Below are 24,519 nucleotides of genomic sequence, written 5' to 3'. Positions count from 1 at the left end.
GTGATCATCGGGGCGCCGCGTTTCCTGGGGCAGGGCTACCCCAGGATTCGCCCACGACGCGCAGAATAGCCGGTCGCGATTGGCGCGAAATGGCAAGACTGCGATCGGCCCATGCACGAAATGCTGGGAACGGAGTTCGCCTGCCGGTCGGGACATGATCGGCGGCACGGAGGCGTCGGCTTCCGCGGACGGTCCGCCTGCACGAAGGGTCGGCAACGCCGTCGCTCCGCCCGTGCGGCGGGTCGACACAGGCCACGGACAGGCCACGAGACCAGAGATCAATGTCAGGGGAAACGGTGCGCTCTCTCATCATCGCGTTGACGTCGRCAGCATTATACATGCCCGCCTGGGCGTCCGATCTCCCGCAGCCAGCCCGGCCGCCAGCCCCTGTCATTGCTTCAGGGCCAAGCTTCTCCATCACGAGCTATCTCTGGGCGACGGCGATCGACGGAAAGAGCGCAACCTTCCCGCCGCTGCCGGCCGCGGATATCCACCTGCGCTTCCGCGACGTGCTGAAGGAATTGAACGGCGCGATGATGGCCTCCGCAGAGATGCGTATCGACCGCTGGGGCTTCCTGGTCGATGGCCAGTTTTCGCAGGTGACGACCGGCGGCAACCTGCCCGGGCCCTTCTTCTCCGCGCTGAAGCTGCGCTCGCAGAGCACGATCGTGCAGGGCTCCGCCCTTTATCGCGTCTATGAGGACGCGGCCGTTTCGCTGGACCTGGGCGGCGGCGTCCGGTTCTGGAACCTGAACAATAAGCTGGAGGTCCTGCCCGGCCCGGCCAATCTCCGGATCGACCACCGCGACTCCGAGATCTGGGCCGACCCCATCCTCGGCGCCCGGCTCGGAATCAAGCTCGGTGGCCCATGGAGCGTGACGGTTGCAGGCGATGTCGGGGGCTTCGGCGTCGGCTCGCACCTGACCTGGCAGGGCTTGGGCAGCGTCAATTACGCCTGGAGCGAGAGCCTGACGTTGAAGGCCGGTTACAGGGCGCTCCATGTCGATTATCGCAGGGGCGGTTTTTCCTACGATGTGACGCAGCACGGTCCCGCGGTTGCGGCAACATACCGGTTCTGACCGGTCTGCCTATGAGTTCGACGATGGCGAAAGGAATGGATATGTCTATGACGGCGAGCGCGGTTCGGGCCGCAGGTGTTTCGATGGTTGCGCTCATCGCGCTCTGCGGGCAGGCCTTTGCGCAAGCGGGCGAAGCCCAGCCCAAGGTCACAGATCCGCATTTCAAGATCGCGCCGGGCTATCTCAAGCCATCCGAACTGCCCGACAGCCTGGTCCTGCTGGGTCCGCCGCCCGAGAAGGACTCGGCTGCGCTGGCCAGGGACGAAGAGGCGCGCAAGGCGACGCTCCCGCTGCGGAACACCAGCCGCTGGAAGCTCGCCTCTACCGATGCCGATCTCGCCTTTCCGCAGGCGGCCGACAATTTCTCCTGCGCGATGGGTGTCAGGATCGACCAGAAGCAGACCCCGCGCCTCTATGCGATGACGCAGACGATGCTGTCCGATTTTGGCCTCTCCACTTATGGCGTGAAGAACAAATACAACCGCGTCCGGCCCTTCGTCGTTCACAACGAATCGACCTGCAGGGCGGATCAGGAGACGATTCTGAGGACCGATGGCTCCTATCCGTCTGGCCACACCGCCGCGGGCTGGGGATGGGCGCTCGTCTTCGCGCAGATCAATCCCGAGCGCTCGAATGAATTGCTCAAGCGCGGCATCGAATTCGGGCAGAGCCGCGTCATCTGCGACGCCCATTGGCAGAGCGATGTCGATGCCGGGCGCATCATGGGGGCGGCGACCGTTGCGCGGCTCCAGACCAATGCGGCCTTCCTTGCCGATCTCAGGGCGGCGAAGGCGGAAGTGAAGGCAGCGAAGGCGAAGCGCTCGAACCCGATGCCGGATTGTGCTGCCGAGACCGCGGCCCTGTCCGGGCCGTAATATGTCCAGCTGGGCGGCCGCCACGCGGCTCCACAAACCGGCACCGGCCGCCCATCGAAGCTCTGCTCCGCCGCCGGTCACCCCGGCGGCATGCGCTCGAAGACCCGTAGCGCGGGGTCGATCCTGTCCCAGCCATGGCCGCGAACGGCATAGGCGACCATTTGCGGATTGAACTGGCCGGGGTCGTCAAGGCTTGCCGCGTGCACCGCGATCAGCTCCGGCATGGCCTGGAATGTCAGGTAAACGGGCGTTCCGCAGGTGGGACAGAAGGCGTGGATCTTGTCGTTCCCGCTGTCGCCCGCCACCCGCCAGCTCTTCGCTTCGCCTGCGATGGCCACATCGGCGCGCCCGGCGAAGGTCAGATAGGAGCTATGCCCCGTGCCGCTTCGCTTCTGGCAATCCCTGCACTGGCAGTGGATCTCGACGATGGGTTCGCTGCTTGTCTCGTAACGGATCGCACCACAGGCGCATCCGCCGGCAAAGTGCCTGGTCATCGTCGTTCTCCTGCTGCCAGGTGGCCCATGGGCACTGGATCGCCGCGCGTCCGTTCGGACGCGGGGATGGGCGATCCAGCTCCTTGTTCKAGCATCGGATCTTTCCGAGAACCAGATTCCGCCCTTCGGGCCGATGCTCTAACTCTTTGTGTTTTCATCGCCTTTTCCGAAAATCGCAATCCACTTTTCGGGCCGATGCTTTAAGGGCTCAGGCCGCTTTCTTCTTGCCGAAGACGTCGAGCCCCCGGCCGGTTTCCAGGAAGGATTTCAGGCTGGAAAGAACCACCGGCCATCCCTGGCTGATCCCCTTCGCCATGCTGCTGCCGGCCTGGAGCTCGTCATGGCTGACGGTCAGCCGGGTCATTCCGTCATAGTCGTCGATCTCGAAGGTGACCCGGCTATGGCTCGCCGGATCGGCGGCCTGCGCGGGGCTCGCCCAGGTGATGACGAGGCGTGACGGCGGCGAGACCTCGACGACCTTGCCGACCAGCTCGACGGTCCGCGCGTCATTGGCGCGGATATGCTGCCAGCCCGATCCGGCCTGCCAATCGGAGACGTTCTCATGGCCCCAATAGCGCCGTGCGACCTCGGGTTTGGTGATGGCTTCGAACACCTTCTCCGGCGTCGCGACAATATAGGTCACATAGACAAAGCTGGTCGTTTCCGTGGTCATTCTTCGTCTCCTTCGATGTCTTTCTTCAGGTCGTGGAGCAGGCTGAGCCTGTGACGTTCGAACTTGCGGACCCACCGTTCGTAGACCTCGTGGATCGGCACCGGATTGATGAAATGCAGCTTTTCCCGGCCGCGCCTGACCGTGCTCACCAGATTGGCCGCCTCCAGGATGCCGAGATGCTGCGTCGCGGATTGCCGGGCCATGTCCAGGTTCTCGCAGAGCTGGCCGAGCGTCTGCCCGTTCCTTTCAAAGAGCAGGTCCAGCAGCTTTCTGCGCGTCGGGTCCCCCAGCGCCTTGAACACGTCGTCAGCGTCCATCGTCCTCACTTAATCCGCGAGGGCAAGTTATGCAGGTAAATGCCTGCATGTCAATTCGCGGCTTGGACCCACCGCAAACCCGACGGCCGATTGCGGCGCCGAGGCCGGGGAACTACACCGCCCTCCAGCCTCCTTCGCGGAAGCTCCTGGCGGCGGCATCGACCGTGCGCTCGATGCGCAGGCCGGTCTCGAAATCGATKAGATGAGCCGGCTCGCCGGCGATGGTCCGCATGAGCTCGCGGCATTCGATGATCTTGAGCTCGTTGAAGCCGAGCCCGTGGCCGGGCGCAGGGATGAAGCGGTCATAGGGCTCGTGCACAGGCGCCGTCAGGATGCGGCGAAAGCCCTGCAGATCGCTGCGTCCCTCAGTGGTGTAGAGCTCGATCTCGTTCATCTTTTCCTGGTCGAAGCTGATCGTTCCCTTCGCCCCGAAGACCTGCACGAAAATCCGGCCCTTGCGGCCCCAGGCGCAGCGATTGAGCGCGACGAGCCCGGACGCGCCCGAAGCGAAGCGCAGCAAGAGGGTCGCGATGTCGTATGTCTCGACCGGCCGCGCGCCGCCCTCCTGCAGCGGACGCGTCGGATAGGGCCTGGCCATGTCGGCCATGACCTGCGCCACCTCGCCGACCAGCACCTTGAGCAGCGAGAAGGCGTGCACGCCGAAATCGTCGAGCGCGCCATGGCCCGATTGTGCCGCGCTCTTCCAGGAGAAAGGCGCTTCGGCATCGGCCATGAAATCCTCGTCCATCTCGATGCGGACATGGTTGACCGGCCCGATGGCGCCTTCGCCGATCAGCCGCGCCGCGAGCCGGATGGCCGGGTTCTGGATGTAGTTGTAGCCCAGCGCCGCGACCTTTCCGGCCGCCCGGGCGGCAGCCAGCATCGCTTGCGCATCGGCGAGGCTCGTTGCCATCGGCTTCTCGCACCAGACATGCTTGCCGGCCTCGAGCGCCGCAATCGCCATCTCGGCATGGAAGGCGTTGGGCGCGGTGATCGAGACGATGTCGACCTCGGGATGGGTGACGAGCGCTCGCCAGTCGGCGGTGGACCCGGCGAAGCCGAGCTCGCGCGCCCGTCTTGCAGCCAGCGCATCGTCCACCTCGCACAGCATGGCGAGCCTTGGGCGGGCGACATCGCCGAAGACCGGAGCAACGGCATTCCAGGCCAAAGCGTGGCATTTGCCCATATAGCCGGTGCCGATGAGGCCGACGCCAAGAGCGCGCATGCAAGTTCTCTCGAGCTGGGGGGCTGGTCAGGGTGAAGGGATGGCTCAGACGGTGCCGCCGAGGGGTCGCAGTTCCTTTGCCGCCGGCCACCAGGGGCGCCCAGGCGTCAAGAGAGCAAACCTGACGCCATGGTTCAAGGTGCGCGGCGGCCAGAGCCGCTCCCGCAAGGCGTCGGAATGCGGGTCCTTCGGTAGGGCGTGCCTGCAGACGAAGCTGATCCTTGCGCAGACAGGACGCCTGCGAGCTGGAGGCGGCTCTGGCCGCCCCGAACCTTGAACGATGGCGTCAGGTTTGCTCTGTTGGCGCTTGGGCTAGCATTCGGGCGCCACCAGCGCCGGCGCCGACCTGGGGTAGTGGACGTGATGACCCAGCACCGCATTTACACAATGAGCTTCGCCAAGGTCTATCCGCTTTTGGTCGCCAAGGCGGAGAGGAAGGGCCGCACGAAGGCGGAGGTCGACCAGATCATCCACTGGCTGACCGGCTACAGCCAGGAGGCACTCGCCTGTCAGCTGGCGAAGGACACGGACTACGAGACCTTCTTCGCCCAGGCGCCCGCGCTCAATCCTGCGCGAGCCGACATAAGGGGGAAGCTCTGCGGCGTCCGCGTCGAAGAGATCGCCGAGCCGGTGATGCGGGAGATCCGCTACCTGGACAAGCTCATCGATGAACTCGCCCAGGGGAGGGCGATCGATAAGATCCTGCACCGTCGGCCAGGATAGGCCTGGCGTTTGCGCTCGCGTCCAAGGCCGATTTACCCGCTGCAGGTCAGCTTTCCGCCGCCTTGGGCGACGTTGCAGGAGAGTGGAATTGATCCTGTGCGCGCTCCGCTCAGTTCGCGGCCGAAGACGTCGGAGAGACTGATGTTGCCTTTGCGCGCTGCCGCCATTCTCCTGTTGATGCTGCCGCAACCGGTTCGAGCGGACGGCGAAACTAAGCTGCGCATGGCGAAGGCAATGGACCGGGCCTACCAAGAAACGGCGGCCCTCATCCCGACCGTTCTCCGCGATCACGTTCCGCGCCAGCACCCCTGTATCTTTGGGGCAGACTGGTACAGCCGATCTGTCGATGTCGTTTTGGCCCAGCAATACCTTGGCTCAGGCCTCTATGCGGATGTCAGCGCGCCTCACACCGACATCGGTCCCGCGAAACTGATCGACCCGGCCGGGACTATGCAGGACCATTTCTGCACCGATGCCGAGGCCACTGAAATGTGGAAGCAGCGGCAGGCCGACTTCAGCAACGGTGCATTGCCGGCTGACATCGACCAGCGCTATCGGCAGCCTGCGATCAGCATGATGCGCATCAAGATCTCAATGCCGGTTTTCGACGCCGCATACACCACCTCCGTCGTGCTCGTCTCGTCCTTGCGGCACGCCGCCGTCAAGGAACAGCCTGGGAAGGTCAAGCAATTGGGTTCGACGGGGGAAAGTTCCTCGCTTGTCTATCGCAAGCTGGACGGTGTCTGGACTTTGATCCACAGCACCGAGGATTATTCCTTCCATTAGGACGGCGCCTCCCTTGCCGGTATTGGAGCGATGCTGCCCCTTGCTGCCGATCTGGAAGCTTGCTCTGGTTTAGTCAGTATGGATCGACCCCTCAATCTGATGACCGGGCTCCTGGCGGTCGCATTCACCGGGATTATTGGCGAAAGGCTTTGGGCCGCTTACACAGTGCCCGACATCGCGACCGCCATGCGTCTCTCCCTGGGAGCAATCAACAGCCCCAAACTGTCGGTCGCGGTTCAAGCGAAACCCGATCTATGCAGGATCAGCGGGCAACGGGGTTTCGGTTGGACCGTCGAATGCCTCGATGCAGTCCGAACGCGAAGTCCGGGTGAATGCGTGTCTTACTGGTGGAACATCGATCGTTGGGGCCGTCCGAGCTCAACATTCGGGGATAAAGGTCCCAAGACATCAATTTCCGATCGCTGCTGAAGCGCTTCCTGCGTCCGAGGGCACAACGCCGATCGTCTCCATCTTCGCCTTTCCGCCCATTGCGGATCTAACCTGCACGGCGCTAGTGAGCCGGCGGGCACCAGAATACGGGCGGCGAACTTGCGTTACTCTGAAGGCGCATGCGGTCTCATAGCTGAGATTGGGCTGGTGCACATTTTAGTTGGCTGGCTCTTGTTTGGCCTGTTTCTCTTGATCGCTTTCAGAGGCTCGCTCGACCCGCTCAAAGTCGTCGCAACCACTATTTTTACGATGCCTCTGTCGATCTTATTGTTGTGGCTTCTGTCGAATTTTCTGTTCGATTGCCCGCCCGGTTAAGCTTCCTCGTTCTCTGTTTTCGACAATGCGCAGCCAGGCGGATCCCGCCCGAGAGTAGGCCTGTCCCGATAGGACTCAAGGCAGGTCCGCTTTGGGGCGCCGAGTTCGATGAGCTTCAGCAAGTGGACTGCCCTGCGGCGCATCATCGGAGGCGATCTACGCTTCTACTCTTGACGAAACTCTGACACCTCGCGTCGAAATGGAGGACGCCTTTCCTTATCCCCCCTAGGGGGATATGGGCAAAGGATGTCGGAACCTCACATCCATGAATCCCATCCCGCAATCATCAAGCGGCTGAAGCGCGCTGGTGGTCACCTTGCCAAGGTCATCGAGATGATCGAGGCCGGACGCTCCTGCCTCGACATCGCGACGCAGCTCCAGGCCGTCGAGAGCGCCATCACGCAGGCAAAGCGGACGCTGGTGCAGGATCATCTCGATCACTGCCTCGACGAGGTCCTTGGCGACCTGCCGACCGAGCGTCGCCGGCCGATCGACGAATTCAAGCAGATCACGAAGTTCCTCTGAGGCTCACAATGCTCAAGGTCCTGTCCAATCGCGTCTACGGTCGCCTGTTTGCTGCGCAGATCATCGCGCTGGTCGGCACCGGTCTCCTCACGGTCGCGCTCGGCCTGCTCGCCTTCGCACTCGCCGGCGAGAGGGCCGGCGGCGTCCTCGGTACGGCGCTCGCGATCAAGATGATCGCCTATGTCACCGTCGCGCCCATTGTCGGTGCGTTTGCGGCACAGCTGCCGCGCCGCGCCTTCCTGATCGCCATGGATCTGGTGCGCGCGGCCATCGCGCTCACGCTGCCCTTCATCACCGAGATCTGGCAGGTCTATCTGGCCGTGTTCCTGCTTCAGTCGGCCTCAGCCGCCTTCACGCCGACCTTCCAGGCCACGATTCCCGACGTGCTGCCGGACGAGGACGACTACACCAAAGCCCTCTCGCTCTCGCGCCTGGCCTTTGACCTCGAAAGCATCGTCAGCCCGATGCTTGCGGCCGCCTTGCTCACGGTCATCAACTTTCACTGGCTCTTCGGTGGCACGGTCATCGGCTTCCTCGTCTCGGCAGCACTCGTCCTTTCCCTTACATTGCCGGCCTCTCCAGCCAGGAAACGCGAGGGCGGGATCTACGGCCGGACAACGCGAGGGATCAGGATCTATCTCGCGACGCCGAGGCTGCGCGGACTGCTCGCGCTCAACATGGCGGTGGCGATGGGGGGCGCCCTCGTCATCGTAAATACCGTGGTGATCGTGAAGGGGCGCCTCGGCTTCGACGACAACGCGGTTGCGCTCGCGCTGGCCTGTTTCGGCGGCGGGTCCATGCTGTCGGCGCTGACGCTGCCGCGTGTGCTGGAACGGGTCGCAGATCGAACGGTGATGCTGACGGCGGCGACCTTTCTGGCTGCCGTCCTTGGCGGCTTCGCTGCACTCCTCTGGGCCAGCGGCTGGGCACTCGCTCCGGCGGCGACGGGTACGGGCTGGGCCGCGCTCCTGGTMACCTGGGCGCTGCTCGGCATCGGTTACTCCGCGACACAGACACCGTCAGGCCGGTTGCTGCGACGCTCAGCTCACGCCGAGGATCGTCCGGCGGTGTTCGCCGCGCAGTTCGCGCTCTCGCATGCCTGCTGGCTGGTGACCTATCCGCTGGCGGGCTGGCTCGGCGCGATACTGCCACTGGCKACACTGGCAGGCCTGTTCGCGCTGGCGACGCTGGCGGCAGTGCTCTTCGCATCGCAGCTTTGGCCGGCTGGCAGTGCGGATGCCCTTGCGCATGACCATCCCGAGCTTCCACCGGGACATCCTCATCTTGCAGAGCATGGTTCGCGCCATTCCCATTCCATCATCATCGACGACCTGCACAGTCGGTGGCCCGCCGAGGCAAGATGAGGTGGTCAGGATGCAATGCCCCGGGTGCAGGCAAGAGCCATGACCGCGATGGCATGGATGGCTGGGACGGGTGATCGAGCGCCGGTCGTCGATCCGGCAATGACCTGCACGGGCTCCGTGGATGCGCGACGAGATCAGGCGGGCGGGCCGGCGCCAGATCGTGGAGGCAAGCTATTCCGCCACCATGTGGCATGTCAGGTCAGGGCATGCCGGGAGCGAAGCTCCCGGCCGCGCGGCCCTTCATGCTGCTTTGGCTCGCTCCTGCGCTGTCTTGACGGGCCCCTTGGCTGCAACGAGCGCCTCGTGGTCCAGTGCGGTCTGCGCGGCATAGGCCATCGCGAAACTCGTCAAGGCGTCGTCGAAGATCCCCGACGCCCCCATGTAGCCGGCGATGGTGGCTGCATCGCCCGAGCGGACATGCGCGCGTGCAAGCGTGCGGCCGCAGAGTTCGGCATAGGCCGTCAGGGCCTGGCCCTCCACCACTTCGGCGATCGATCCGAGGCGACGGTTCTTGAGTTGCCGAACGTAGAAATGACGCCCGCTGGCACTGTCATCAGCCCAGCCCAGGAAGACGTCGCTCGCCGCCTGCAGCATGCGCTGGCCTTCCACCACCCGCTGCCCCTGATGCGGCGGCCCGGGGTTCTTGCTCTTCGTCAGCCGGGCGAGGACCGAGGTCTGGGCTTCCTTGACCTGCAGGAACAACGGCTCGTCATCGGCCGTCATGAACAGGCCGACGACGCAGAACGTGCCGACGCTGCCGACGCCGACGACCTTGAAAGCGAGATCCCGCAGGCCGTAGCGCGTCACCAGCACGCGGCGCTCGGGCGGCAGGGTCTCGCGATAGTGATGGAAGACCTTGTGGGCCTGCAGCGAGCGCGTGCTGTCGCGTTCCTCAGGCAGATGGTAGATCAGCGGCGGCCGATCCTCGATGCCCCAGGAGCCGTCCGCCCCGGCATGCAGGCGGGGAAAGTTGCTGTCCTGCTGCGAATTGCGCGACGCCTTGGTGAGCAGGCCTTGCACATGTTTGCGCAGCGCCGGATCGTCGATCCGCTCCAGTTCCTCTCCAAGCTCGGTGCGCGCATGCCAGGCCTCCAGCGGCGTGAGCTTGGCCAGCCTGCGCAGCCGGCGGCGATAGGCGCTCACCGTCGCTGCAATGGTGAGCCGGGCGGTCCTCCTGGAAAATCCGGCGTCGAGCGCTGCCACAGCGACACTGGCGGCCAGGCGCTTGAGATCGACGGCGAAGTCGATGCCCGGCAGCGTTTCGTCGAAATCGTTGATGTCGAACAGGACGTTCTCTTCCGGCGCGGTGAAGGCGCCGAAATTCATGAGATGACAGTCGCCGCAGGCCTGAACGGGTAGACCGGCCGATGGGAGACCTGCCAGGTCTTCTGCCATCACGGCCGCCGCGCCGCGCAGAAAGGCGAACGGGCTCAGCATCATGCGCTCGTAGCGGATCGGCAGAAGCTCCGGAATGCGGCTGTCATCGGTCCCGGCGAGAATGGCGACGGCGTCGCTGCTGGAGCGGGGCGCCCAGTCGGCATGGCTCTCGCGCGGAACCTTGCCGCGCAGGGCCTTGCCGGCGGCGTAGCGCTCGGCACGGGACAGAAGCTGCGGCTTGGCCGGTTGATGTCGCGTCATCGGGGACCTCGATCCTGCCGTTTCGGCCMGCATGGACATGCTGTTCGTCGACGGACCTGTCCTTGGCGGCCGTATCCCGCGCGACCCGTCGCTTGCGCAGGCCCCGTTTATACCAGCCTCCGGGAGCGATGACCAAGCAAGGGGCCGTGATCCGGATGCTGTTCGCTTCCAAAGCCCGCAAGCATCTGTTCTCGTTGTCGCAGGTATTCGGAGAGACATTGCCAGACAATGCCCGAGAGGAGCATACTGTCTAATCTGGCCCAAAGGCACGATGTCGGGAGGGTTCGGAATGAACGGCTCCGGGGAAAGTCGGGGCGGATGGAGCTGGTGGTACCTGCTCTTCATCGTCCAGTTCATCGCGGTACTCTGGCCGCCGTTCTACAACCGGCTCGACCCTGTCTGGGCAGGCATTCCGTTCTTCTATTGGTACCAGATGCTCTGGGTGCTGATCGGAGCCGCCTTCACCGCCACCGTCTACTTCGGGACCAAGGACTAGCTCGCCCGACCAGACCCTGTGCCTGACGACGACGAGCTCCGACAGGAGCGTGTCATGCATGACGTGAACTGGACCGCCACCACGGTGTTCGTGGCGTTGTTCGGCTTCATCACGTGGCTCGGCTTCGCCGCCGCCAACTGGCGCAAGGCAGATCTCGACCAGCTGCACGAATGGGGCCTCGGCGGCCGCAGATTCGGCACCTGGATCACCTGGTTTCTGGTCGGCGGCGACCTCTACACCGCCTATACCTTCATCGCCGTGCCGGCTCTCGCCTTCGGCGCCGGGGCGGTGGCGTTCTTCGCCGTGCCCTACACGATCGTGATCTACCCGATCCTGTTCCTAGTCTTTCCCAGGCTCTGGCATGTCTGCCACAGGCACGGCTACATCACCGCCGCTGATTTCGTCCGCGGCCGCTTCGGCAATCGCTGGCTGGCGCTCGCCGTGACCATCACCGGCATCCTCGCGACCATGCCCTATATCGCGCTGCAGCTCGTCGGCATCCAGGTGGTCATCGGCGCGCTCGGCATTTCCGGGACCGGCCTTGCCGCCGACCTGCCGCTGATCTTCGCCTTCCTGGTCCTGGCGGCCTTCACCTATTCGAGCGGCCTGCGCGCGCCGGCCTCGATCGCGATCGTCAAGGACATCCTGATCTATGTCACCGCCTTTGCCGCGATCATCATCATCCCGATCGAGCTCGGCGGCTTTGCCAAGATCTTCGCCGCGGTGCCGGACACGAAGGTCCTGCTCGAAACGCCGCCCCCCGGCTCGACCGGTGCCTACAGCACCTACGCGACGCTGGCGCTCGGATCGGCGCTGGCGCTGTTCCTCTATCCGCATTCCATCACCGGCATTCTCAGCGCCAATGGCGGCAAGGCCATCCGGCGCAACGCGGCCATGCTGCCGGCCTATTCCTTCCTGCTCGGCATTCTCGCGCTGTTCGGCTTCTTCGCGATCGCCGCCGGCGTCCGCAGCATGCCGGAATATGCGGCGGGCTTTGCCGAGTTCGGCAATAATTTCGCGGTGCCGGCCCTGTTCCTGCACAGTTTCCCGGCCTGGTTCGTCGGCATCGCCTTCGCCGCCATCGGCATCGGCGCCCTGGTTCCAGCGGCGATCATGTCGATCGCGGCCGCCAATCTCTATACCCGCAACATCCACCGGGAGTTCATCAACCGGAACCCGACCGACCGGCAGGAGGCCCAGATGGCGAAATGGGTTTCGCTGGTCGTCAAGCTGGGTGCGCTTGTCTTCATCCTGTTCGTGCCGACGCAATATGCCATCCAGCTGCAGCTGCTCGGCGGCATCTGGATCATCCAGACGCTGCCGGCGGTGATGCTCGGCGTCTATACGCGTTGGTTCAACGGCTGGGCGCTGCTGATCGGCTGGCTGGCCGGGATCGTCGCCGGCACGCTGATGGCCTTCGCGTCCAATCTGACGCCGACCTTTCCGCTCAGCTTCGGCGGGCATGTCTTCCCGGGCTACACCGCCGTCTACACGCTGGTCCTGAACCTCGTCATCGCCGTCGTGCTGACCTTGCTCTTCCGGGCGTTGAAGGCCCACTCGACCGCGGCCGACGAGACGATGGCCGCCGATTATTCCGCCTGACACCCCGGGGACCGGGCGGAATTTGGGCCACCGCCTCCCCACGGCACCGCGCCTTCCCATTGAATTGGACCGGGATGGCGAAGCCGCAGACTATTTGGCGCGTCGCCCCGGTTGTGAGATCGTCGCCTGATCAGGAGCGAAGAAGCGAGGGCCCTATGGATACGGACCAGGAGGCCAAGGACCGCGTCACGCAGATCATGCAGAAGCACCTGGAACTCGCGCAGGAGCAGCTCGAAATGGCCGAGCGCGGCGTGCTCTTGTCGATTGATGGAGCGCCCGAAGGGATCAATCTGACCAAGGAGGCATTGGCCATCCGCGTCGAGCAATTGCAGGGTGCGCTTGATCGACAGCGAGGGCGCGGCTGATCCCAGCCACGCGCTCGCCAAGCGGGCCTAGATCGCCGTGCGTCCGTTCGGACGCAAGATGGGCGATCCAGCTCTTTGTTCAAGCATCGGATTTTCCGAAAACCGGATTCCACTTTTCGGTCCGATGCTTTAGCGCCTTCGGTCCCTGCGGATGTGATCGACGAAGGCGCGCAGCTTCGGCGCCATGTTCTGGCGGCTGGGATAATACAGGAAGAACCCAGGGAAGAACGGGCAAAACTCTTCGAGCACGGGAACGAGCTCCCCTCGCTGGATGGAGGGGCGAAACGTTTCCTCCAGCCCGATGGTGATGCCGCCGCCCGCGACCGCCATGCGGATCATCAGCGCCATATCGTTGGTGGTGGCCTCCGGCTTCACGTCAACCGCGAAATCCTGGCCGGCTTCCGTGAACTCCCACCGGTAGGGAGCCGCTCGTGGCGCCGGGCGCCAGCCGATGCAGCGATGCGCCGCGAGCTCGCGCGGATGGATCGGCGTTCCCCGGCGCGCCAGGTAGCCGGGAGCGCCGACGGCGAGTTGCCGCTGCGGGTCGGAGACGGGAACGGCGATCATATCCTGCTCGATGACCTCGCCGAGCCGCACGCCCGCGTCGTAGCCGTAGGCGACGATGTCGATCTCGTCATCCGTCACCAGGACGTCCAGCTGCACGTCCGGGCATTCCATCCCGAAACTGGTGAGAAGCGGGCCTGACAGGAAACTCTCCGCGATCGAGGAGACCGCCAGCCGCAACTGGCCGCGCGGTCCGGAGCCGAGTTGATGAGTAGCCTCGGTCGCCGCGCGGATATCGGCCAGCGACGGGGCGATGTCGGCATGGAGACGCTCGCCGGCTTCGGTGAGGCCGACGCTGCGGGTGGTGCGGTGGACGAGGGCGATGCCCATTGCGTCCTCGAGCCGCCTGATCGTCTGGCTGACGGCCGAGCGCGTCACGCCCAGCCGGTCCGCGGCTGCCCGGAAGCTTCGTTCCTCGGCGACCAGGACGAAGGTCGCGAGCGCGTTGAGATCGGTCGCCATTGGTTAGAAACACTAACCATGGCGTCGCCTCCTGGCTAGATACCGGCGACAGCGCCGGGCGTCTATCTCCTCGATCACGGGTTCCGCATCACGCAGCGGACCAAGCGAGAGGAGTTGGACCATGGCTATGGACAAGACCGTTCTGGTGACCGGGGCATCAAGTGGCATCGGCGTCGGCATCGCCCGCGAGCTCGCCGCCGCCGGAGCCCGTCTCATGCTGGGCGCACGCAGGGTCGAGCGACTCGATGCCCTCGCCGAAGAGCTTCGGCAGGGCGGCGCGAAGGTCGACTATCGCCGCCTGGATGTGACGCGGCAGGACGACGTCCTGCGCTTCGCCGACGCAGCCCGTCAGCAGTTCGGGCGGATCGACGTCATCGTCAACAATGCAGGCGTGATGCCGCTCTCGCCGATGGCCTCCCTGAAGGTCGACGAGTGGGACCGCATGGTCGACGTCAACATCAAGGGCGTCCTCTACGGAATCGCCGCGGTCCTGCCGGAGATGACGTCCCGGGGCTCCGGCCACATCGTCAACATCGCCTCGATCGGTGCGCTCAGCGTCTCGCCGACGGCGGCCGTCTACTGCGCCACGAAATATGCCGTCCGGGCGATCTCGGACGGTCTGCGCCAGGAGCGCAGCGACATCAGGGTCACCTGCATCCATCCCGGCGTCGTCGAGAGCGAGCTTGCCGGCACGATCACCGATCGCGCGGCGGCCGAAGCCATGAAGACCTACCGGAGCATTGCGCTCCAGCCTGACGCCATCGGTCGGGCCGTCCGCTACACGCTGGAGCAGCCCGAGGACGTCGACGTCAACGAGATCGTCGTCCGCTCGACCAGGGCGCCGCACTGATGCGGGCCGGGATCATCACCGTCGCGACGGGTGTCGTGGCGGCACTCGCAACGGCTGCCTTCGCGGAGAAAGCCATGACGCATGCCACCCATCCCTTTGTCGGCATGTGGGTCACCGACGACAACCGGATCCGCCACGAACTCCTGCCGGACGGCCGCTATGTCGAGGCGCGCGGCAACCGCGAGGGCGCCTATCGCGGGCGATACGAGGTGACGGGTACCCACATCGAATACTGGGACGACACCGGCTTTACCGCCGACGGCGATTTCGTCGACAACGACACCCTCCACCATGCCGGCATGGTTCTTCGCCGGCGTGTTTCCGGCAGTGGCGGCCCGCGCAGTGGCAGCGCGTGCGGCTTTCCCAACCACCCTGAAGCGAAGGAGACGTTCAATGAACTCTACCGCCCCATCCAATCGACCTGCGACCGCCACCCGGCGCATCGGGCTTGCGGCTATCGTCGCCCTGGCCATCGCGCCGGCCATAGCCGCGCCGGCCCGGGCCGACACCGCACGCAACGAGACCATCGTGCGCGACGCGTTCCAGCGCTGGGCCGCCGGGGACAATGTGTTCCAGCAACTCCTGGCCCCCGACATCGTCTGGACGATTCCGGGCTCCGGTCCCGTCGCGGGCACCTATCGCGGCATGACTGATTTCATTGAGCGGGCCTCCGTGCCGCTGGTCAGCCGCCTCGCGACCCCGCTCGTCCCCCAGGTCCGGCACATCTGGGCCGTCGGCGACCGGGTGATCGTCCGCTTCGACGCGACGGCCACGACGACTGGCGGACATCCCTATCGCAACCAGTTCGCCTGGTTGTTCCGGATGAAGGACGGCAAGGTCGCCGAGGCCGAGGCGTTCCTCGACCTCGTCGCCTACCAGCAGGTCGTCGACAACAATCAGCCACGCCAGCGCTGACGCTTCGGATGGAGCCGCCGGGCCGGCAGCGGTTCGGGCCGGGAGCGGTCGGGGATCAGATGCGCCCGCTGCTCGGTTCGGCCGCTCCGGCCTGCTCGCGCAGGAGCGACAGAAAGGCCTGCGCGGCCCGGCCGACATAGCGCTCCTTGTGCTGCAGGGCATAGAAGCGGCGTCGCGGCACGGTCGCTGCGACCGCAACCAGTGACCCGGCCCGCAGCGCCGCCGCGACCACCAGGCGCGAGACCACGGTCGCCCCGGCACCGGCCTCCACCGCCGCCCTGACGGCTTCGTTCGAGGGCAATTCAAGCGCGATGTCGAGTTCCGCGAGGCTCAGGCCGTCGCGTGCCAGCAGGTCTTCGAACAGCCGGCGCGTGCCCGAGCCCGGCTCGCGCAGGACCCAGGGCGCCTCGGCGAAGGCCGCGCTTGCGATCGCGGCTGCGCCGGCCCAGCGATGCCCGCGGGCGACGACCAGCACCATCTCGTCTTCGGCCACCGGCGAGATCGCCAGATGCGGGTCGTCGATCTCCCCCTCGACGATGCCGAGATCGGCGAGCCCGTCATGGACGGCCTGAGCGACAGTTTGCGTGTTGCCGATCGTCAGCGGCGTCTCGATGCCGGGATGGCGCGCCCTAAAGGCGTGCAGCAGCGGCGGCAGCCAGTAATTGGCGACGGTCTGGCTCGCGGCGAAGGCGAGCCGGCCGCGCTTCAGCCCGGCGAGATCGGCCAGCACGGCCTCGGCCGAGGCGGCGCGGGAGAGCACGGCGCGCGCCTCGGCCAGGAAGAGCCGGCCGGCATCGGTCAGCGTGATGCGCCGGCCGATGCGATCGAAGAGTTTGACCGCATGGCGCGCTTCCAGGGCCGCGACCGCGGCGCTCGTCGCCGACTGGGTCAGGTTCAGCTCGGTMGCGGCCTTTGTGACATGTTCGCGCTCGGCGACCGCGACGAAGATCCTGAGCTGTTCGAGCGTCATCGCGATCCTTCGCATCGTGAGCTTCACCAGCATCAGACTGAATGACGCGATGAAAAGAAAGGCCGCAAGGCCGAGCAGGCGAGGGCGCAGGCACTTGGCCCTGAGCTTGGCGATATCGGTCTCGAGCCCCATCGCGGCCAGCGCCATCGAGAGCAGGAAGGTGGTGGAAAGAACGATCAGCGACTTGGCTTCGCTCGGCACGCTGACGACGCGAGGCCGACCATGGCGACGCAATAATCGACTGAGACGATTGATCAGCCGGCGCGAGGGCTTGCCGGGAGGCGCAGAGCCGTGCTCGGCGAGGGGCCGAGCGGAGGATGAAATCGGGTGAATGCAAGCGGCAGCGATCGCGGGTGTTTCAAGGTGAACGTGGTGCGCCGTCAGGGCCGATCTCTGGCGAGTTTCAACGGCGGCCTCTGGCGGATTGGAGACATGCGAGCGACGGGACATGTGTGGCGCCGAGCGGCCGGATGGGCTCCGCACCCATTTGCTGCGGCCGAGTCCGGCGCCATCGCCGCGACAGATGGTGCGAATGTGGGAGAACTGGCGCTCTGGCTGCAACCTGGTGCGATGCTCGCCTCCTTCCGGATTGGAGCCCGCACCTGGCGTATGCATTCACCGGCGGCGGCGAGCCGACGGGCTCAGTTCTTCTGGAGGTGGAAGCCTTCAGCGAAGGTAAGTTCCACCAATGCGCGCCGTCGCTGTTCTCGGGGCTGGGCGGCGCCAGGACCGGGGACTGACCGTTGCTATGCCGGCAGGACGACGACCTTCGTCTTGACCGGCGTACGCGAGTACAGGTGCATCATGTCCTGGCTGAGCAGGCCGACACAGCCGCTTGTGATGCCGTTCCCGATCGATTCCGGATCGCTGGAGGCGTAGATCGTGTAGAGCGTGTAGGCGCCGTTCTGATAGAGATAGAGCGTGCGGGCGCCGAGCGGGTTTTCGAGGCCGCCGGGCATGCCGCGGGCGTATTTGGCCGCCTCGGGCTGGCGCTTGATCATCTCCTTGGGCGGTGTCCATGTCGCCCATTCCGCCTTGCGCCCGATATAGGCGTCCCCGCTCCACCGGAACCCGTCGCGGCCGACATTGGCGCCATAGCGGGTGGCCGATCCGTCGTCCTCGACGCGGTAGACGTAGTAATTGCCGGGATCGACGATAATCGTACCGGGCGCTTCCTTGGTCTCGTAGCGAACGGTCCGGCGATAATATTTCGGATCGACCTTGCTGACATCGACAGCCGGKATCGGGAATTTCTCTTCGGGCACCGGCCCGTAGATCTTGGACGCCTCGGCGAGGCTCATGCCGTCGGTCGTGCAGCCGGCGAGTCCGAGCGCGCCGACGCCGGCGGCAGAACCGACCAGAAACGACCGGCGGTTGATAAGTCCCGTGCGACGCCCGATCAGAGCGATCTCGTCCATCTTGCCGGCATCGGCATTGCCACCGTCCATGATCATGATTTTGGACTTCCCATGTCTTGCTGCCCGACGAGAGAATACTCGGGCATACACCCGCTGAGCGTCTTCCTGAGCTAAGATTGCCGGGACATGGCCCGGCTGGCAAGCTCTGGCCTTTGTTGCACGGGGCTTGCCATGCACCAAGGCCGCTACCGTCCACGCTGTCTCGCAGCCTTACGTCGCGCTGGCTTCGACAAAAACGTGCAGGTCACGGCACCGCTCGGGTCAGCGGCGCCTCGGCTCATTCGCCCGGCATTTTGCGCATTCGGGCCGGGCGAGGGGCGCGCGGCTCTGGCGCAGGCCGGGGCTTTGCGGCGCCATGAAGCCGATCGCGCCGGGACAGCCTGGCCTGGCTGTCCCGGCGCGATGCCGGTCAGGCGACGAGGAAGCCGGCGTCGACCGGATCGTCGCGGTTGATCGTCCAGCGTGCGGTGCCGAGCAGCCCGGCGGTGCCCTTCACGGTCGGGCGCACGGCGCGCGTGCCGTTCAGGTTCGCCTCGCCGATCAGGCAGCCTTCGAAGGTTCCCGACCCGAGCAGCCCTTCGGAGCGGATCGGCTGGTGCAACGCGAGCAGGCCGCGCGCCTCATACATCGCCATCATCGCGCTCGTGCCGGTGCCGCCCGGCGAGCGGTCGAGCTGGCCGGCGGAGAAGACGTGGACATTCTTGTAGAAGGCCCCCTCGATCGTCGGCTCGTGCCAGAAGGTCACGAAGTTGAAGTTGTTGATGTGGCTCGACGCCGGGTGCTGGATGGCAACCTTCTGGCGCAGCTGCTCGCGGGCGATGATGCCGAGCCGGGAGAGCTCCGAGCCGTTCTCCGGCGAGATCCGCAGCGAGGTGCCGCGCAGGTCGATGATGCCGAAATAATTGCCGCCCCAGACGATGTCGGCCTTGAGCTGGCCGATGCCCGGCAGGTCGAAGGGCACGTCCTGCGCCGCGACATAGGCCGGCACGTTCTCAAATCGGGTCCACAGCACGTCCGGCCCGTCATTGGCGACCTCGGCCGTCACCAGGCCGGCGGTGGTCTCGAAGCGGATCGTCGTGACGCCATTGGCGCCGCGCCGGACGAGCCCGAGCGCGACCATCGCCATGCCGACCGCGATCGTGCCGTGGCCGCACATATGGGAATACTGCGTGCCGTCGATATAGATCAGGCCGGCATCGTAGTCCGGGCTCGACGGCGGCGTCAGGAACACGCCGAACATGTCCTTGTGCCCGCGCGGCTCGCGCATCAGCGCGCAGCGCAGCCAGTCGTAGTTCTCCTCGAGGAAGCGGCGCTTCTCCAGGATGTTMGAGCCGGCGGGATAGGGAATCCCGCTATGGATGATGCAGAGGGGCTCGCCCTCGGTATGGGTGTAGACGACGTCGAAGACATTCTGCTGGCGCATGTGCGGGCTCCTTGGGACTAAACGGGGTGGACGGGATCAGCGGCGCTCGGAGAGCACGTCGAGGCCGATGGTGAGGTCGAGCAGCACGATCACGATCGCGGCGACGATGATCGTCAGGCCGGAGACCGCCGCGATCGTCGGGTCGATCGTGTACTGGACGTAGTTGAACAGCTTGACTGGGATCGTGGTCAGCTCGGCCGTGGTGTTGAAGATGCTGAGCTCGACATTGATGAAGGAGGCGATGAAGGCGAAGATCGCGCCGCTGACGAGCCCGCTGCGGATCTGCGGCAGCGTCACCAGGAAGAAGGTCGTCAGCGGCCTGGCCCCGAGATCGGCCGACGCCTCCTCCAGGCTGCGCTGCTCCTCGCTGAGCTGCGGCAGCACGGCGCGCAGGACGAAGGGCATGATGATCACGACATGCCCGACGAGCAGGGCCGTGAAGCTGCGCACGAGGCCGATCGCGCTGCCATATTGCAGCAGCGCCGCGCCGAGCACGACATGCGGCAGGATCAGCGGCGACATCAGAATTTCCGACAGCAGGCGGCGGCCGGGAAAGCGATAGCGGGCGATCGCGATCGCGGCGGGCACCGCCAGCACCACCGCGACGATGGTCGCGGCGATCGCGAGCAGCGTGCTGGTCATGAAGGCCGAGACATAGGACGGGTCGCCCAGCATCTTGCCGTACCAGGCGAGGGTGAGCCCTTGCGGCGGGAAGGCGAGGAAGCTGGTCGTGGTCAGCGAGGCGCCGACGAGCACGACGAGCGGCAGGGCTAGATAGGCGAGCGCTGCAAGGGAGATGATCCTGACGAGGTGCGTGACCATTTCAGGCTCTCCTCGGCTCGCTGAGGCGCCCGGCGAGGGTGACGAGCACCAGCGTCAGCACCAGCATGGTGATGCTGAGCGCACCGCCATAGTTGAAGTCGAAGACCGAGCTGTATTGCTGGAAGATCAGCATGGAGAAGACGGTGATCCGCCCGCCGCTGAGCAGAGCCGGCGTGACATAGGCGCTGACCGCCAGCATGAAGACCATGACCGCGCCGGCCATCAGCCCGGGCAGGCTGAGGGGGAAGGTGATCGTCCAGAAGGTGCCGGCCGGCGTCGCGCCGAGATCGGCGGAGGCGTGTTCGAGCGCCGGATCGACCTTGGCGAGCGCGTTGCCGACCGCCAGCACGATGAAGGGCAGCAGGATGTAGACGAGGCCGATCAGGATGCCGAGCTCGGTGCCGAGGAAGCGCATCGGCCGCTCGATCAGGCCCAGCCCGATCAGGCCGTCATTGACAAGGCCGTTGCGGCCGAGCAGCACCATCCAGCCGAAGGAGCGCACGATATTGCTGGTGAACAGCGGCACGATGAGCAGGATGACGCAGAACCGGCGCCAGGGCCGCCAGCGCACCACGCGCACGAGATACCAGGCGAGCGGATAGCCGATCACGACTGAGACGAGCGTGGTCAGCGCGCCGATCCGGAACGTCACCCACAGCACGTCCCAGTGATAGCTGTCGGCGAGGATGCGCAGGTAATGCGCGAAGGTCAGGTGACCGTCCGGCGTGGTCAGGCTCGCGATCAGGACGACCGCCATCGGCGCCAGGAAGAAGGCGACGAAGAACGCCGCCGGCAGGGCGCAAAGCAGCACGACCGTGCGCAGCCTCCCGCTCATCACGCGTCCCCCGGCACGAGGCTGAGATCGCCAAGGCGGATCGTGGCGAAGACCGGCTGGCCCGGCGCGAGGCCCGCCAGCGCCGACGGCGCAAGCCTGGCCGTCAGGACGGTGCCGCCGGCCAGGACCGTGACGAGGGCATGGCTGCCGACATGGGTGATCTCGGAGAGCACGGCCGGCAGGGAGAGGCGATCGGCGGCGGGCTCCGGCGCGATGAGGATATCCTCGGGCCGCAGCACGCCGGTCAGCACGCCTTGCGGAGCGTCGCAGGCGGGACGGATGATCGCGCCGCCCAGCAGCGACAGGCTGCCGTCGCCGCGCCGCTCGACCTGGAGCAGGTTGGCGTCGCCGATGAAGTCGGCGGCGAAGCGGCTCGCCGGCCGGGCATAGATATCCTGGCCGCGCCCGATCTGCTCGATGCGGCCGCCGTTCATCAGCACGATCCGGTCGGCCATGCTCATCGCCTCGTCCTGGTCATGCGTCACGAACAGGAAGGCGATGCCGAGCCGGTGCTGGATCTGCTTGAGCTCGCCCTGGACCTTCTTGCGCAGCTTCAGGTCGAGCGCGCTCAGCGGCTCGTCGAGCAGCAGCAGCTGAGGCCGGTTGACGATGGCGCGCGCCAGCGCCACGCGCTGCTGCTGGCCGCCGGAGAGCTGGGCCGGCAGGCGCTCGCCAAAGCCTGCGAGGCCGACGAGCTCCAGCGCCTCGGTGCTACGCTTGGTTGCCTTGCCCTTCGGCGTGCCCTGCCGGCGCGGGCCATAGGCGACATTTTCCAGGACGCTCATATGCGGGAAGAGCGCGTAGTTCTGGAACACCGTGTTGAGCGGGCGGCGATAGGGCGGCAGCCGTGTCACATCCTCGCCGGCGAGCCTGACCGTGCCGGCCTCCGGCGTCAGGAATCCGGCGATGCAGCGCAGCAGCGTGGTCTTGCCGCAACCCGACGGGCCKAGCAGCGCGATGAACTCGCCCTGCTCGACGGAGAGGGCGATGTCCGTCAGGGCCGCGTGCCCGCCGAAATGCTTGGACAGGCCGTCGATGGCAAGGATGGGGGTGCTCATGCTGCGGCTCGTGGTGATCGTGCCCAGTCGTTCGCGCGCAGGTCGTTCACTTGCGCGCGATCTCGCGGTTCCAGGCGTCGACGACGCCTGAGCGCAGCGCGTTGATCTCCGTCCAGTCGAAGAGCTGCAGGGTCTTGACCGAGCCGGTCTCGCCCCAGGGCAGCTTGCGCGCGGTCTCGGGCTTGACGACGACGTTCTTCACGGACGGGCCGAGATAGAGCTTCTCGGCGAGGCAGCCGGACGCCTCCGGCGTCAGCGCCTGGTTGATGAACTTTGCAGCCGCGTCCTTCTTCGGCGTGCCCTTCACCAGATGGAGCCGGGCATCGGTCGCCCAGGCGCCTTCCTTGGGCACGACGAAGCCGATCGGCAGGCCCTTGTCGGCAAGGTCCCAGGCGCCGACGTTGAAATGCGCGCCGATGATCGCTTCGCCGCTCTGGTAGGCATTGGTCGCGGCGCCCGAGGAATCGAAGAACAGGGCGGCCTTCAGCTCCTTGATCTTCTTGAAGGTCGGGGCGAGGTCGCCGGGAGCGCCACCCCAGATCTTCGAGAGGAACATGACGAAAGGCACGCCCGCCGAATTCGCCGGGGAGGGGATGGTGACCGCGTCCTCGAATTCCGGCTTCCAGAGGTCGTTCCACGATGTCGGGGCGGTCTTGACCTTCTGGGTGTTGTAGGTGAGCCCGAGCGAGTAATAGCCGGTGCCGACCGCATAGGTGGTCGAACCGCTCTTGTAGAGCGCCTCGGGCAGCGTGTTGGCGAGATTGGGAATCGCTGCGGCGTCGAGTGTGTCGGTCACCTCCGCGGCGAGCGCCAGCTCGCTGATGCCGCCATCCATCCAGGCGACGTCGATGGTGGGAGCCGCCTTCTGCTGCTGCAGCTTCGACAGGGTGACGGTCGAGGTGCCGATCTCCGCCTTCACGGCGATGCCGGTCGCCTTGGTGAAGGGTTCGGCGACGCAGGCGCGGAAGGCGTCGCCCCAGTTGCCGCCATACCAGGCGACGGTGATCGAGGCGGGTTGCTGGGCCAGCGCCGGCGCGGTCAGCAGGGTGGTCGCGAGCATGGCGCTCGCCAGCCGGACGGGTCTGTTCATCGTCGTTCTCCTCTGCCTGAGCGTCTTCGCGCTTCTACGATCATGGTGGGCGCGGCGCACGAAAGGCACTAGAATTCGCCGGCCGGAAATTTGAATAATCACGACATGAACACAGCGCAGTTTCCGCCATCCGCCAGCGAGCGGCCGCAATCCGCGCCCATTCCCGTTTCGCGGCTGCGGATCGGCTTCGTCCTGCTCGACCAGTTCACGCTCGCCGCCTTCTCCGGCTTGATCGATGTGCTGCGCCTGGCGGCGGACCATGGCGGCCGCAGTCGCCAGCTCCATGCGAGCTGGACCGTGATGAGCCTCGACGGAGAGCCGCGACGCTCGAGCTGCGGTGTCTCGGTTGCGCCGAATGCGGCCCTGCTCGATCCGGCCGGCTTCGACTATGTCGCCGTCTGCGGCGGCAACGACTATCTCAACGACGCCTTGCCCGAGAGCCTGCTCGACTATCTCAGGCGGGCGGCGGCGTCGGGCGCGCGGCTGCTGGGCATCTGCACCGGCACCTTTGCGATCGCCAGGGCAGGGCTGGTCGGTCCGCGCCGGGTCTGCGTGCACTGGAACGTGCTGGATGCCTTCAAACAGCGCTTCCCCAGGGTTTCGGCAGGGGTGGAGCGGCTCTTCATCGACGAGGGCGACCTGATCACCTGCGCCGGCTCGACGGCCGCGATCGATCTCGGCCTCTATCTCGTCGCGCGCCATTGCGGCCGGGACAAGGCCCAGCAGGCGATGCGCCACATGATGCTGCAGGACATGCGGCCGGCCGAGATGCCGCAGCCGCATTTCTACGCGCAGATCGGCTCCCATCTCGACGTCCGGGTTCAGCAGGCCGCGCAATTCATCGAACAGCGCCTCGACAATCCCCCGCCGATCGCCGCGGTTGCGCGCTATGTCGGCGTCAGCCCGCGCCAACTCGAGCGCCTGTTCGGCACCTCGCTGGGCCAGAGTCCCGCGGCGTTCCAGCGCAAGCTCAGGCTGGACTATGCGCGCTGGCTGATCCTGAACAGCAAGCGCTCGCTCACCGACATCGCCATGGGCGCAGGCTTTGCCGACAGCGCCCATCTGTCGCGCGACTTCAAGGCGAGCTTCGGGGAATCGCCGCGCGCGCTCCGGCAGAAGKGGTAGCGCGGCCGACCGATACCTGTCGTCTTCAGCTCTGAGGCAGCATCATCGGCCGAAGCGGGG

General features: G+C 65.9%; 25 protein-coding genes and 1 pseudogene. 13 read left to right on the top strand and 13 right to left on the bottom strand.

The window, feature by feature from the left end:
- The first annotated feature begins 338 nt into the window (after positions 1-338).
- Positions 339-1,079 (top strand): porin family protein, encoded by a 741-nt coding sequence (locus AC1DIO_RS19750; RefSeq protein ID WP_476776014.1) that lies wholly within the window; start codon positions 339-341, stop codon positions 1,077-1,079.
- A gap of 47 nt (positions 1,080-1,126) precedes the next feature.
- Complete coding sequence (locus AC1DIO_RS19745; RefSeq protein WP_476853966.1) at positions 1,127-1,954, top strand: acid phosphatase; 828 nt, start codon at positions 1,127-1,129, stop codon at positions 1,952-1,954.
- 77 nt (positions 1,955-2,031) lie between these two features.
- Here the strand turns inward: AC1DIO_RS19745 and AC1DIO_RS19740 are convergent, their stop codons facing one another.
- The 4 genes from AC1DIO_RS19740 to AC1DIO_RS19725 form a co-directional block, all read right to left on the bottom strand.
- The gene (locus AC1DIO_RS19740; protein ID WP_441491266.1) at positions 2,032-2,448 is read right to left on the bottom strand and encodes a GFA family protein; all 417 of its coding nucleotides are present in this window, start codon (positions 2,446-2,448) and stop codon (positions 2,032-2,034) included.
- A 208-nt stretch (positions 2,449-2,656) separates the two neighbouring features.
- Entirely contained in the window at positions 2,657-3,121 is a 465-nt protein-coding gene (locus AC1DIO_RS19735; protein WP_441491267.1) for an SRPBCC family protein, read from the bottom strand.
- Complete coding sequence (locus AC1DIO_RS19730; RefSeq protein WP_441491268.1) at positions 3,118-3,438, bottom strand: ArsR/SmtB family transcription factor; 321 nt, start codon at positions 3,436-3,438, stop codon at positions 3,118-3,120. The genes AC1DIO_RS19735 and AC1DIO_RS19730 overlap by 4 nt, the downstream gene beginning before the upstream one ends.
- 112 nt (positions 3,439-3,550) lie before the next feature.
- Positions 3,551-4,663, bottom strand: a complete 1,113-nt coding sequence (locus AC1DIO_RS19725; RefSeq protein WP_476776012.1) for a Gfo/Idh/MocA family protein — start codon at positions 4,661-4,663, stop codon at positions 3,551-3,553.
- Between the two features lie 363 nt (positions 4,664-5,026).
- On the opposite strand from AC1DIO_RS19725, the gene AC1DIO_RS19720 reads away from it, so the two are divergent.
- From AC1DIO_RS19720 to AC1DIO_RS19705, 4 genes are all read left to right on the top strand, one after another.
- Positions 5,027-5,386: a DUF2200 domain-containing protein gene (locus AC1DIO_RS19720; RefSeq protein WP_476853965.1), complete on the top strand. Its 360-nt coding sequence runs from the start codon at positions 5,027-5,029 to the stop codon at positions 5,384-5,386.
- A 141-nt stretch (positions 5,387-5,527) separates the two neighbouring features.
- Positions 5,528-6,172 carry a hypothetical protein gene (locus AC1DIO_RS19715; RefSeq protein ID WP_476853964.1) on the top strand — a complete coding sequence of 215 codons (645 nt, stop codon included), beginning with the start codon at positions 5,528-5,530 and terminating at the stop codon, positions 6,170-6,172.
- A 1,011-nt stretch (positions 6,173-7,183) separates the two neighbouring features.
- Entirely contained in the window at positions 7,184-7,462 is a 279-nt protein-coding gene (locus AC1DIO_RS19710; RefSeq protein WP_476853963.1) for a metal-sensing transcriptional repressor, read from the top strand.
- 8 nt (positions 7,463-7,470) lie between these two features.
- Complete coding sequence (locus AC1DIO_RS19705) at positions 7,471-8,826, top strand: MFS transporter (RefSeq protein WP_476853962.1); 1,356 nt, start codon at positions 7,471-7,473, stop codon at positions 8,824-8,826.
- Between the two features lie 240 nt (positions 8,827-9,066).
- On the opposite strand, the gene AC1DIO_RS19700 is transcribed toward AC1DIO_RS19705, so the two are convergent.
- Entirely contained in the window at positions 9,067-10,464 is a 1,398-nt protein-coding gene (locus AC1DIO_RS19700) for a DUF2252 domain-containing protein (RefSeq protein ID WP_476853961.1), read from the bottom strand.
- A 289-nt stretch (positions 10,465-10,753) separates the two neighbouring features.
- On the opposite strand from AC1DIO_RS19700, the gene AC1DIO_RS19695 reads away from it, so the two are divergent.
- The 3 genes from AC1DIO_RS19695 to AC1DIO_RS19685 all read left to right on the top strand — a co-directional run bounded on the left by AC1DIO_RS19695 (position 10,754) and on the right by AC1DIO_RS19685 (position 12,927).
- Positions 10,754-10,960, top strand: coding sequence for a DUF3311 domain-containing protein (locus AC1DIO_RS19695; protein WP_441491274.1), 207 nt, complete (start codon positions 10,754-10,756; stop codon positions 10,958-10,960).
- 54 nt (positions 10,961-11,014) lie between these two features.
- Positions 11,015-12,562, top strand: coding sequence for a monocarboxylate uptake permease MctP (gene mctP, locus AC1DIO_RS19690; RefSeq protein ID WP_441491275.1), 1,548 nt, complete (start codon positions 11,015-11,017; stop codon positions 12,560-12,562).
- Between the two features lie 155 nt (positions 12,563-12,717).
- Entirely contained in the window at positions 12,718-12,927 is a 210-nt protein-coding gene (locus AC1DIO_RS19685; protein WP_441491276.1) for a hypothetical protein, read from the top strand.
- 129 nt (positions 12,928-13,056) lie between these two features.
- Here AC1DIO_RS19685 and AC1DIO_RS19680 read toward each other — a convergent pair whose 3' ends face one another.
- Complete coding sequence (locus AC1DIO_RS19680) at positions 13,057-13,953, bottom strand: LysR family transcriptional regulator (RefSeq protein WP_476853960.1); 897 nt, start codon at positions 13,951-13,953, stop codon at positions 13,057-13,059.
- A 121-nt stretch (positions 13,954-14,074) separates the two neighbouring features.
- Between AC1DIO_RS19680 and AC1DIO_RS19675 the strand changes: the two genes are divergently transcribed.
- The 3 genes and pseudogenes from AC1DIO_RS19675 (at position 14,075) to AC1DIO_RS19665 (ending at position 15,718) form a co-directional block, all read left to right on the top strand.
- Positions 14,075-14,803, top strand: a complete 729-nt coding sequence (locus AC1DIO_RS19675) for an SDR family oxidoreductase (protein ID WP_441491278.1) — start codon at positions 14,075-14,077, stop codon at positions 14,801-14,803.
- Positions 14,803-15,120: pseudogene (locus AC1DIO_RS19670) on the top strand (Atu4866 domain-containing protein); the annotation flags it as partial. The gene AC1DIO_RS19675 and the pseudogene AC1DIO_RS19670, both read left to right, overlap by 1 nt.
- A 76-nt stretch (positions 15,121-15,196) precedes the next feature.
- On the top strand, positions 15,197-15,718 hold the full coding sequence (locus AC1DIO_RS19665) for a nuclear transport factor 2 family protein (protein ID WP_476853959.1): 522 nt from the start codon (positions 15,197-15,199) through the stop codon (positions 15,716-15,718).
- Between the two features lie 55 nt (positions 15,719-15,773).
- Here AC1DIO_RS19665 and AC1DIO_RS19660 read toward each other — a convergent pair whose 3' ends face one another.
- From AC1DIO_RS19660 to AC1DIO_RS19630, 7 genes are all read right to left on the bottom strand, one after another.
- A complete protein-coding gene (locus AC1DIO_RS19660; protein ID WP_441491281.1) occupies positions 15,774-16,688 on the bottom strand; it encodes a LysR family transcriptional regulator in 915 nt (304 codons plus the stop codon).
- Positions 16,689-17,434: 746 nt separating this feature from the next.
- Positions 17,435-18,142 carry a L,D-transpeptidase family protein gene (locus AC1DIO_RS19655; protein ID WP_441491282.1) on the bottom strand — a complete coding sequence of 236 codons (708 nt, stop codon included), beginning with the start codon at positions 18,140-18,142 and terminating at the stop codon, positions 17,435-17,437.
- A 373-nt stretch (positions 18,143-18,515) separates the two neighbouring features.
- Positions 18,516-19,529, bottom strand: coding sequence for a proline racemase family protein (locus AC1DIO_RS19650; RefSeq protein WP_441491283.1), 1,014 nt, complete (start codon positions 19,527-19,529; stop codon positions 18,516-18,518).
- A 36-nt stretch (positions 19,530-19,565) separates the two neighbouring features.
- On the bottom strand, positions 19,566-20,351 hold the full coding sequence (locus AC1DIO_RS19645; RefSeq protein ID WP_441491284.1) for an ABC transporter permease: 786 nt from the start codon (positions 20,349-20,351) through the stop codon (positions 19,566-19,568).
- A gap of 1 nt (position 20,352) precedes the next feature.
- Entirely contained in the window at positions 20,353-21,186 is an 834-nt protein-coding gene (locus AC1DIO_RS19640; protein ID WP_441491285.1) for an ABC transporter permease, read from the bottom strand.
- Complete coding sequence (locus AC1DIO_RS19635; RefSeq protein WP_476853958.1) at positions 21,186-22,244, bottom strand: ABC transporter ATP-binding protein; 1,059 nt, start codon at positions 22,242-22,244, stop codon at positions 21,186-21,188. The genes AC1DIO_RS19640 and AC1DIO_RS19635 overlap by 1 nt, the downstream gene beginning before the upstream one ends.
- A 46-nt stretch (positions 22,245-22,290) precedes the next feature.
- Entirely contained in the window at positions 22,291-23,334 is a 1,044-nt protein-coding gene (locus AC1DIO_RS19630; protein WP_476853957.1) for an ABC transporter substrate-binding protein, read from the bottom strand.
- A 105-nt stretch (positions 23,335-23,439) separates the two neighbouring features.
- Here AC1DIO_RS19630 and AC1DIO_RS19625 point away from each other — a divergent pair, with 105 nt between their 5' ends.
- The gene (locus tag AC1DIO_RS19625) at positions 23,440-24,459 is read left to right on the top strand and encodes a GlxA family transcriptional regulator (protein ID WP_476853956.1); all 1,020 of its coding nucleotides are present in this window, start codon (positions 23,440-23,442) and stop codon (positions 24,457-24,459) included.
- The last annotated feature ends 60 nt before the right edge of the window (positions 24,460-24,519 follow it).

The organism is Allobosea sp. 05T439 (genome assembly GCF_056396005.1).
The sequence above is the reverse complement of the archived record's forward strand: the minus strand, read 5'-3'. Positions and strand labels throughout refer to the sequence as shown.

What these genes read in the sequence shown, in the direction of transcription:
- AC1DIO_RS19740 (WP_441491266.1), bottom strand. Translation starts at nt 2,448, where the DNA reads ATGACCAGGCACTTTGCCGGCGGATGCGCCTGTGGTGCGATCCGTTAC.
- AC1DIO_RS19720 (WP_476853965.1), top strand. Translation starts at nt 5,027, where the DNA reads ATGACCCAGCACCGCATTTACACAATGAGCTTCGCCAAGGTCTATCCG.
- AC1DIO_RS19645 (WP_441491284.1), bottom strand. Translation starts at nt 20,351, where the DNA reads ATGGTCACGCACCTCGTCAGGATCATCTCCCTTGCAGCGCTCGCCTAT.
- AC1DIO_RS19735 (WP_441491267.1), bottom strand. Translation starts at nt 3,121, where the DNA reads ATGACCACGGAAACGACCAGCTTTGTCTATGTGACCTATATTGTCGCG.
- mctP (WP_441491275.1), top strand. Translation starts at nt 11,015, where the DNA reads ATGCATGACGTGAACTGGACCGCCACCACGGTGTTCGTGGCGTTGTTC.
- AC1DIO_RS19695 (WP_441491274.1), top strand. Translation starts at nt 10,754, where the DNA reads ATGAACGGCTCCGGGGAAAGTCGGGGCGGATGGAGCTGGTGGTACCTG.
- AC1DIO_RS19675 (WP_441491278.1), top strand. Translation starts at nt 14,075, where the DNA reads ATGGCTATGGACAAGACCGTTCTGGTGACCGGGGCATCAAGTGGCATC.
- AC1DIO_RS19665 (WP_476853959.1), top strand. Translation starts at nt 15,197, where the DNA reads ATGAACTCTACCGCCCCATCCAATCGACCTGCGACCGCCACCCGGCGC.
- AC1DIO_RS19680 (WP_476853960.1), bottom strand. Translation starts at nt 13,953, where the DNA reads ATGGCGACCGATCTCAACGCGCTCGCGACCTTCGTCCTGGTCGCCGAG.
- AC1DIO_RS19745 (WP_476853966.1), top strand. Translation starts at nt 1,127, where the DNA reads ATGACGGCGAGCGCGGTTCGGGCCGCAGGTGTTTCGATGGTTGCGCTC.
- AC1DIO_RS19685 (WP_441491276.1), top strand. Translation starts at nt 12,718, where the DNA reads ATGGATACGGACCAGGAGGCCAAGGACCGCGTCACGCAGATCATGCAG.
- AC1DIO_RS19700 (WP_476853961.1), bottom strand. Translation starts at nt 10,464, where the DNA reads ATGACGCGACATCAACCGGCCAAGCCGCAGCTTCTGTCCCGTGCCGAG.
- AC1DIO_RS19715 (WP_476853964.1), top strand. Translation starts at nt 5,528, where the DNA reads ATGTTGCCTTTGCGCGCTGCCGCCATTCTCCTGTTGATGCTGCCGCAA.
- AC1DIO_RS19730 (WP_441491268.1), bottom strand. Translation starts at nt 3,438, where the DNA reads ATGGACGCTGACGACGTGTTCAAGGCGCTGGGGGACCCGACGCGCAGA.
- AC1DIO_RS19630 (WP_476853957.1), bottom strand. Translation starts at nt 23,334, where the DNA reads ATGAACAGACCCGTCCGGCTGGCGAGCGCCATGCTCGCGACCACCCTG.
- AC1DIO_RS19640 (WP_441491285.1), bottom strand. Translation starts at nt 21,186, where the DNA reads ATGAGCGGGAGGCTGCGCACGGTCGTGCTGCTTTGCGCCCTGCCGGCG.
- AC1DIO_RS19710 (WP_476853963.1), top strand. Translation starts at nt 7,184, where the DNA reads ATGTCGGAACCTCACATCCATGAATCCCATCCCGCAATCATCAAGCGG.
- AC1DIO_RS19750 (WP_476776014.1), top strand. Translation starts at nt 339, where the DNA reads ATGCCCGCCTGGGCGTCCGATCTCCCGCAGCCAGCCCGGCCGCCAGCC.